This is a genomic window from Nguyenibacter vanlangensis, from assembly GCF_013376155.1.
In the GTDB taxonomy this organism is placed as follows: Bacteria; Pseudomonadota; Alphaproteobacteria; order Acetobacterales; family Acetobacteraceae; genus Gluconacetobacter; species Gluconacetobacter vanlangensis.
This window is the reverse complement of record NZ_JABXXP010000096.1, coordinates 1-7,823: the sequence shown is the minus strand read 5'-3', so window position 1 is coordinate 7,823 and position 7,823 is coordinate 1. Positions and strand designations below refer to the sequence as shown.

The 7,823-nt window shown below is 64.7% G+C and carries 9 protein-coding genes, 1 tRNA gene and 1 pseudogene; 5 read left to right on the top strand and 6 right to left on the bottom strand.

Features of this window, described 5'->3' with window-relative positions; translation table 11 throughout:
* The 4 genes from HUK84_RS07365 to HUK84_RS07350 form a co-directional block, all read left to right on the top strand.
* Positions 1-131 (top strand): pyrroline-5-carboxylate reductase dimerization domain-containing protein (locus HUK84_RS07365; protein WP_281362759.1); only part of this gene is annotated, 131 nt, incomplete at its 5' end.
* Positions 132-264: 133 nt separating this feature from the next.
* Positions 265-933, top strand: coding sequence for a TetR family transcriptional regulator (locus tag HUK84_RS07360; protein WP_176639708.1), 669 nt, complete (start codon positions 265-267; stop codon positions 931-933).
* A gap of 101 nt (positions 934-1,034) precedes the next feature.
* Positions 1,035-1,109: transfer RNA gene (locus HUK84_RS07355), tRNA-Gln, on the top strand.
* 412 nt (positions 1,110-1,521) lie between these two features.
* The gene (locus tag HUK84_RS07350; protein ID WP_176639701.1) at positions 1,522-1,695 is read left to right on the top strand and encodes a hypothetical protein; all 174 of its coding nucleotides are present in this window, start codon (positions 1,522-1,524) and stop codon (positions 1,693-1,695) included.
* A gap of 271 nt (positions 1,696-1,966) precedes the next feature.
* Here HUK84_RS07350 and HUK84_RS07345 read toward each other — a convergent pair whose 3' ends face one another.
* Positions 1,967-2,236, bottom strand: a complete 270-nt coding sequence (locus HUK84_RS07345) for an HU family DNA-binding protein (RefSeq protein WP_176639706.1) — start codon at positions 2,234-2,236, stop codon at positions 1,967-1,969.
* 316 nt (positions 2,237-2,552) lie between these two features.
* Entirely contained in the window at positions 2,553-4,595 is a 2,043-nt protein-coding gene (locus tag HUK84_RS07340) for an NAD(+) synthase (RefSeq protein ID WP_176639705.1), read from the bottom strand.
* 127 nt (positions 4,596-4,722) lie between these two features.
* On the opposite strand from HUK84_RS07340, the gene HUK84_RS07335 reads away from it, so the two are divergent.
* On the top strand, positions 4,723-4,899 hold the full coding sequence (locus tag HUK84_RS07335; RefSeq protein ID WP_176639707.1) for a DUF1328 domain-containing protein: 177 nt from the start codon (positions 4,723-4,725) through the stop codon (positions 4,897-4,899).
* On the opposite strand, the gene HUK84_RS07330 is transcribed toward HUK84_RS07335, so the two are convergent.
* From HUK84_RS07330 to HUK84_RS22830, 4 genes and pseudogenes are all read right to left on the bottom strand, one after another.
* Positions 4,853-5,374, bottom strand: a complete 522-nt coding sequence (locus HUK84_RS07330; RefSeq protein WP_176639704.1) for a disulfide bond formation protein B — start codon at positions 5,372-5,374, stop codon at positions 4,853-4,855. The two genes, HUK84_RS07335 and HUK84_RS07330, sit on opposite strands and share 47 nt — an antisense overlap.
* Positions 5,371-6,720 carry an alpha,alpha-trehalose-phosphate synthase (UDP-forming) gene (locus tag HUK84_RS07325; RefSeq protein ID WP_176639703.1) on the bottom strand — a complete coding sequence of 450 codons (1,350 nt, stop codon included), beginning with the start codon at positions 6,718-6,720 and terminating at the stop codon, positions 5,371-5,373. The genes HUK84_RS07330 and HUK84_RS07325 overlap by 4 nt, the downstream gene beginning before the upstream one ends.
* Complete coding sequence (gene otsB / locus HUK84_RS07320; protein WP_176639702.1) at positions 6,708-7,466, bottom strand: trehalose-phosphatase; 759 nt, start codon at positions 7,464-7,466, stop codon at positions 6,708-6,710. Before otsB ends, HUK84_RS07325 begins: the two co-directional genes overlap by 13 nt.
* A gap of 70 nt (positions 7,467-7,536) precedes the next feature.
* Positions 7,537-7,823: pseudogene (locus HUK84_RS22830) on the bottom strand (DUF2155 domain-containing protein); the annotation flags it as partial.

The following is a 7,823-nucleotide window of genomic DNA, read 5'->3' as shown; positions in this document are numbered from 1 at the left end:
GCCGCGTGACCAGTCCGGGCGGGACGACGCAGCAAGCGCTGTCCGTGCTGATGGCGCCCGATGCATGGCCGGCCACGCTGGACCGTGCCATCCGCGCCGCGTCCCGTCGCGCCCGCGAACTGGCGTCCTGAACGGATTGCATGGCCGGCACCCCGGCCACTCGGCGAACTTGCGCCCGCCCCCGCCGTAATTTAACCGCAATGGCGATTCAACCTGTCCGGATCGGCCGGACGAAGCCGAAAACAGAAGATGTTCCAGAAGACCATGGATAACGACCAGTTCGACGATGCCCTGCTCCGCGCCGCCATGGACCGCACCGCCCTGTCCGGATGGGGGCGCCTTACGATCGTCGACGCGGCGCGCGACGCCGGCATTCCGCTGGACGAAGCCCGCCGGCGCTACCCGGTCAAGGCGGCCCTGCTGCTGAAACTGGGCCGCCTGGCCGACGAATCCGCCCTGGTGGATGACGGCAGCACCGGCACGGTGCGCGAAAAATTGTTCGACCTGCTGATGCGCCGTTTTGATGTACTGCAACAATATCGCGCCGGGGTGCGCGCCGTGCTGCGCACCCTTCCTTTCGACCCGTTGCTGGCAGCCGGGCTGGGAGCAGCGACCTACGAAAGCATGCGTTGGATGGCGAGTGCAGCCGGGCTGGACGTCACGGGCCTGATCGGCACCCTGCGGGTCAAAGGCTTGGTCGGTGTCTGGACCTGTACGCTGCGTGCCTGGGATTGCGACGACAGCGAAGACCTGTCCAGCACCATGGCGGCCCTGGATCAGGCCCTGGATCGGGCCGCGCGGCTGGGCAATCTGCTGGAATACGGTCGCCGCCGCTCCGCCACTAGCGCGACTGCCGAAGCGGCGACGACTCACTCCAGCGAGATCGACCCGTCCATCGATCTGCCGCTGGAACCCCATCCAAACTATCCCTGACCGGCATCAGCCTGCGGAGCATCCGAAAAAGGAGGCAAAAGCCCCCTTTACGCCACCCCGCCCGACCCATTAGAAGGACGGAGCCAAGGTGTTCGGGCCATTGGGGCGTAGCCAAGCGGTAAGGCAGCGGATTTTGATTCCGCCATGCGGAGGTTCGAATCCTCCCGCCCCAGCCAATCTATTTCACCTGAATAGCTCCTGGGCGTCCTCCGGAATGTCGCGACGGCCTGCTTGGCCACTTCAGCGAATACAATCACGGTTTTCTGCCTGGCCCAGGATACTCTTCATTCAACCCGTATTTTTGAAGCTTCTCCTTCAAATACTGAGTTCTTTACGTCAGGCCCCGCATCGCACCCCATGCCGCCACGCAAAAATACCGGCTCTGAAACGACTGGAGGTGTTGATTTAAAAATAATTCTTGATCGCTGATTTTTTCGTGACATAAAGAAGGGGACTAGAAGAATTCTGGTCCAATCGTCGACATAGAAAGCCAATACAGAACAGTTGTATATTTTTTGAGATCAGAAACCATTTCTTGCAAACCAATCGGCCAAGCATGATCTGTCGGCCCGTGCGGAAAGGCATGCCGTGAAAATTCTGCTTTCCCTCTCTGGAGACCGGACCGGTGCCGTCATGCTGGAATATGGCCTTGTCGCCATCCTGGTCGTTCTGGTTATTGTCGGCCTTGTCGCGGTTATCGGCCAAGATATCCTTGGTATGTTCTATGCCGCCGTCAACAATTTTCCACCATCGGCCAGCTAATTTCTGGCGTATCGGGCCGGAACAGCTTCACGGAGCGTAGCGACACGGACCAGTCTCGCCACATGAGGCCGCGTCTACAAACAATGGTCCGCGCTACATGGCGCGAGCGCCATCATTTCTACATATGACTGTTAACAGGCCGCTTTCGTACAAATGGAAATATAGAGCGCATAATACCCGCAACCATTCCAATGTTTCGACCGGAACGGCACATCCCAGGTTACCCCGATACGGCCTCACGGGCCCCCGCATATGCGGGGGCCCGGCCGTCTCAGACCGCCTTTTTCAGGTTCGGGCTGGCCTTGAAGCGCACCGTCTTGCCGGCCTTCACCTTTACCGGCTCACCCGTACGGGGATTCAGCGCCTTGCGCGCCTTGGTCTTCTTGACCGTAAAGGTGCCGAATGACGGCAGGGTAAACCCACCTTCCTTCTTCAGTTCCCGGATGATAGCGGCCATCAGGTCCGTGGCCGCCTGGTTGGCAGCGACACCTGTGCAGTCGATCGAATCCTGGATTACTGCGGCGATGAAGGCTTTGCTCATTGACTCTGTACGCTCCTGTCAGGACATAAAAAGGTCGCAGCGTGCTGTCCGCCACGTTCATCATATCTCGGCGGAGGCGGCTTTTAGCGTGCTGTTCGGACTTATGCCAGAGAATTCTGCATTCATGTCACGATTCTTGTTGGCACAGACAGCAAACCTGGCGCCTCTTTCGGAAAAAGTCCGATTTCTTGGAAGACTGGGCAAGTACATAGCCGGTCCGCGCACAAATCATAACGATGTTGGACCGTTCAATGCAAACCCCCTATCATCGGTCGCCTGACACAAGATCGGGACTAGAGATCCGGCAGTACCAGTATCAGCCCGAGGGAACGTTACGTTCCAGCTCATCCAGCCACAACCGCGCATTGCCATCCGACGGCGCGCGCCAGTCGCCGCGCGGCGACAATGCCCCGCCTGCCACCACCTTCGGCCCGTTGGGTACCGCCGAACGCTTGAACTGGCTGAAACCGAAGAACCGGGCCAGAAAGACCGAAAGCCAATGCCTTATCGTCGGCAGATCATAGGCTACGCGCTTATCTTGAGGAAAACCGGGCGGCCAGTTTCCCGCCTGAGGATCCTTCCAGGCAATCTCGGCCATGAAAGCGATACGCGACGGACGAAAACCATAACGCAGCACATAGAACAGCGTGAAATCCTGCAACGCGTAAGGACCAATTCGGGCCTCGGTGCTCTGCAGGGCCTGATCATCGCCTGCCGGAACCAGCTCGGGCGAAATCTCCGTGTCCAGGATCGCCTGCAATACGCCACCCACCGCACCGTCCACCCTCCCCGACGCAATCACCCAGCGGATCAGATGCTGGATAAGCGTTTTGGGCAGCCCCGCATTGACGTTATAATGCGACATCTGGTCACCGACACCATAGGTGCACCATCCCAGTGCCAATTCTGACAGATCGCCGGTACCAATAACGATCCCGCCATGCTGGTTGGCCAGGCGGAACAGGAAATCGGTCCGCAACCCGGCCTGGACGTTCTCGAAGGTCACGTCATAGAGCGGCATGCCACTGGCGAAGGGATGACCCAGCTCCTGCAACATCATGCGGGCAGTCGGACGGATGTCCAGTTCCGTCGCCGTCACCCCCAGGGCGCGCATCAGTTCCAGGGCGTTGGACTGCGTGCCCGGGCTGGTCCCAAAACCCGGCATCGTATAGGCCAGCACCGCCTCACGCCCCAGCCCCAGTTCGTCGGCCGCTCGTGTGGCCACCAGTAGCGCCTGGGTCGAATCCAGGCCGCCGGATACGCCGATCACCATGCGCCGTGTTCCGGTCGCTTGCAGCCGCTGCTTCAACGCCGAAACCTGGATGGTCCAGGCTTCGTAGCAATCCTGCTCTAGCCGCGCCGGGTCGGATGGGACGAACGGAAAACGTTCGATCCGCCGCTTCAGGCCCAGATCACCGGCCGGCGGTGCCAGCGCGAAGCCGATCCGCCGCCAGCCGGCGTCCGGACGCGCCGCGCGATTGTCGGCAAAACTGCCCATCCGGCTGCGCTCCTGACGCAGCAGGTCCAGGTCCACGTCCGCCGTGGCCCGGTGGGGCCCCTGCGGAAAGCGCACCGTCTCGGCCAACAGCACACCGTTCTCATAGATCGACACCTGACCGTCCCAGGCCAGGTCGGTCGTCGACTCCCCCTCTCCGGCCGCCGCATAAACATAGGCGCAGATGGCGCGTGCGGATTGTGACCGGCATAACAGGTCGCGGATGTCGGCCTTGCCGACCGTGATGTCGCTGGCCGACGGGTTGGCGATGACGGTAGCCCCGGCCAGTGCGGCATCGGTGCTGGGCGGCAGCGGCACCCACAGGTCCTCGCAGATCTCGACCGCGATGACCAGACCTGGCACATCCTCGGCCTCGAACAGGAGGTCGGGACCAAAGGGCGCAGTCTGGCCGGCGACATGGATGCTCTGCCCGCGCTGCCCCACGCCGGCGGCGAACTGCCGGGCCTCGTAGAATTCGCGATAGTTCGGCAGGAAACTCTTGGGCACCACCCCCAGGATCGTACCGCGATGCAGGATGACGGCACAATTATACAGCGCGTCGCCATGCCGCAGCGGTGCGCCGGCGACGATGACCGGCGTCATTTCGGCTGTCGCGGCTGCCAGGGTGGCCAGGGCGGTACCCACCCCATCCAGCAACACGTCCTGCTGGCGCAGATCCTCGATCGCGTATCCCGACACGCCCAGTTCCGGAAATACCGCCAGCGCCACGCCCTCGGCGTCGCATGTCTGCACCATCTCGACCATGCGTGCGACGTTGGTGGCCGGATCGGCCAGGGCCACGGGCAGCGTGCACCCGGCGACGCGTGCAAAGCCATGACGGTAGAGAGAACGAAAATCCGGCACGATCTGTCACCCGGTACTGACTGTTTCCATGGCCGCCGCGGCCGCATGCGGCAACTCGCACGAGGCCCACGCATTGGGATCCTTGATGGACCCCTTAGTCCATTCACATAAATCGGAGGACTTCGCCATGGACTTCCTACGCTGGACGCTGATCTTTCTGGTCCTGGCGCTGGTGTCGGCGGCATTCGGCTTTGGCGGCCTGGCCGCCAATTTCGCCTATATCGGCAAGATCCTGTTCTTCATTTTCCTGATCCTGTTCATCGTCGGTCTGTTCTTCGGCCGCGGACGAGGCAGGACGTGGTGATCCCGAGCAGACCCAGAGCGTACAGGCCGCCCATCGCGGTCATCGACAGCTTCAACCCGCTGATCAGATAGGTTGGGGCGTCGCACGGCTTGGCGGGGCGCAGCGGCATGGCCGCCAGCCGTTCGGCGAAGGTTCCGCCGTGGAAGACGGGGGCCCGGCATTCCGGCAGTGGGCTGGGCCACCATCCCTGTTCCACGCCGACATGCACGACCGACAGGCCGCATGCCGCCATCAGGACCGGGACGCACAGCCAGACGATTCCCCGCCGGCCGCGGCCGCGTGCCAGCGCCGCCAGTATCCCGAGCGCGATCAGCAGCCGGTATGGCCAGCGCTCCCACAGGCATAACCCGCACGGCGCCATGCCGAGCCCGTGTTCGACCCATTCGGCGATTCCCAGCGCGATCGCGCCTGCGGCGGCGAGCGTCAGGGGGAGCCATAGCCGGATGTCGACGCGCCTGAAAACATGAGATTTCATGGTGTACAGACCGGCGGCGCCTCATCCAGTGCGCGCAGGAAGTCCCGGGCCCAGCTTCCGGCGGTGGTCCGGCGGACTTCCTCGTCCAAGGCCAGCCAGCGGCGGCGGCGTTCGTGCACATCCATTGTCAATGCTTGATGCAGGGCGTCGGCGATCTCGTCGGCATCAAAAGGATTGACAAGCACGGCCTCGCCCATCTCGGGGGCGGCGCCGGCGAAATGGGACAGGACCAGCACGCCGGGCGCCGCCGGGTCCTGGGCGGCGATATATTCCTTGGCGACCAGGTTCATGCCGTCGCGCAGCGGCGTGATCAGCGCCACGTCCGCCATGCGGTAGAAACCCGCCAGGATGTCGCGGCCGATCGGCCTTGTGATATAGCGGATGGGCGTCCAGTCGAATTCGGCATAGGCGCCGTTGACCCGGCCCGTCAGCTCGTCGAGCTGACGGCGCAGCAGGCGGTATTCCTCGACGTCGCCGCGCGATACCGGCGCCACCTGCAGGAACGTCACCTTGCCGCGATGTTCCGGATAGCGCTCCAGCAGCGCCTCGTAGCCGCGGAAACGCTCGGGCAGGCCCTTGGAGTAGTCCAGCCGGTCGACGCCCAGGATCAGCGCGGCCCCGCGCAGGCTGGCCTGCAGCCGCGCGGCCTCGTCCCGCGCGATGCCGGCTTCGGCCTGGGCGCGGAATTCGTGCGGGTCGATGCCGATCGGGAAGGCCTGCGCCCGCTCCATCAGCCCGTTCAGGCGGAAGGACTGGTTGAGATTGTCGGCGTCCTCGTCGGTCTGCACCCCGAACACGTCATAGGCCTGCATGTCCTCGAGCAGCAGCTCGACGCCGGGGAGGCAGCGGATCAGGCTCCAGGGCGGCACCGGGATATGCAGGAAGAAGCCGATCCGCGTCGTGACCCCCAGGTCGCGCAGCGCCTGGCCCAGCGGGAACAGGTGGTAGTCGTGGATCCAGATCACGTCGTCCGGCTGCAGCAGCGGCAGCAGGGTGCGCGCGAACATGGCATTGACCTCGAGATAGGTCTGCCAGTCGCTGCGCGCGTAGCTCATCAGCCCGATGCGGTAGTGGAAGAGCGGCCAGAGGATGCCGTTGGAAAAATTCTGGTAGAATCCCTCGTGCTGCCGCGCCGTCAGGTCGATGGTCGCGTAGGTGACGCCCGCGACCGTGTCGAAGCCCGGCACGGGGTCGGCGTCGCTGTCGACCAGGTTGCCCGACCAGCCGAACCACAGCGACTCGCCGCCCCGCAGCGCGTCGCGCAGCCCGACCGTCAATCCGCCCGCCGGCTGCGTGCGTTCGCGCGGCGACGGCACGCGGTTCGATACGATGATCAGGCGCCCCATCTGTCGTCCCCCCCTTCGGTCAGGCCGGCCAGCCATGTCCGGAACGCGGTCGGGTCGGGAAAGTCCCGGTGGATCCGGAACCCCACCCCGCCCAGCCGGACGGCCTCGCGGATGCCGTCCTCGTCGGTTACGTCGTCGCCGACGAAGATCGGATGCCGCCCGGCAAAGGGCGGCGACTGCATCAGGGCGGCGACGGCGTGGCCCTTGTCGACGCCATGCGGCCGGATTTCCCACGCCATCTTCGCCGCCTGGATATGAAACGCGCCGTTGCCGGAGGCGATCCAGCCCTCGGCCGCGTCGCGCAGCAGGTCGGCGGCCTCGGGCGCCGCGCGGTAATGCAGCACGAAGCCCGCGATCTTGCGTTCGATCCGCACGCCGGGATGGGCGGCGGCCAGACTTTCGGCCGCCTGCAGCCAGTCGGGCGGATATTGCGGCAGGTCGGCGCGGACGATGGGGCCGTCCGGGCGGTGCCGCACGGCGATCCCGTGCTCGCCCGCCACGGCATAGGGCACGTCGCCCAGGAAATGGTCGATCTGGTCCACCGCGCGGCCGGAAATCACCGCCAGCGCGTCGCCGCATTTCGCCCGCAGGCGGCGCAGCACCTGCGGCAGCCCGGGCGGGACCACCACCGATTCCGGGGTGGGGGCGATATCCACCAGCGTGCCGTCGAAATCCAGCAGCAGGGCGGCCTGGTGCGGCGGCGGCATGAAGCGGCCGTCGGGGCCGGCATAATCCGTCGGGCTCATGGAAGTCTGCTCTCCTCGCGTCCGATGGCGTCATTACCCATCCCGCCCTCTTGCCCGAGGGCCGCCCCGGCTAGCGGGGAAGCAGGGATTGGGGCTGTCCCGGCTGCGGCTGATCCGGACCGGGTTGCGGCGCCGCGGGCTGATCCTGCGGCGTGTCGGGTGTCGGCGGGGGCAGCAGGGACAATGGCGCCCCCTTGCCCGAGCCGCCTCCCCCGTCCGTGCCCGCCTGATACGGCGTCGGCGGGGGCAGGGCCTGATGCTGGCCCGCAATCGCCGGCGGTGCAACAGGCATCGACGACGGCTGCGATGCAACAGGCATCGACGGCGGCGGCGATGTGTCGCCCTCGTCCGGCGGGA

What these genes read in the sequence shown, in the direction of transcription:
- HUK84_RS07335 (WP_176639707.1), top strand. Translation starts at nt 4,723, where the DNA reads ATGGACTTCCTACGCTGGACGCTGATCTTTCTGGTCCTGGCGCTGGTG.
- HUK84_RS07325 (WP_176639703.1), bottom strand. Translation starts at nt 6,720, where the DNA reads ATGGGGCGCCTGATCATCGTATCGAACCGCGTGCCGTCGCCGCGCGAA.
- HUK84_RS07330 (WP_176639704.1), bottom strand. Translation starts at nt 5,374, where the DNA reads ATGAAATCTCATGTTTTCAGGCGCGTCGACATCCGGCTATGGCTCCCC.
- HUK84_RS07345 (WP_176639706.1), bottom strand. Translation starts at nt 2,236, where the DNA reads ATGAGCAAAGCCTTCATCGCCGCAGTAATCCAGGATTCGATCGACTGC.
- HUK84_RS07360 (WP_176639708.1), top strand. Translation starts at nt 265, where the DNA reads ATGGATAACGACCAGTTCGACGATGCCCTGCTCCGCGCCGCCATGGAC.
- otsB (WP_176639702.1), bottom strand. Translation starts at nt 7,466, where the DNA reads ATGAGCCCGACGGATTATGCCGGCCCCGACGGCCGCTTCATGCCGCCG.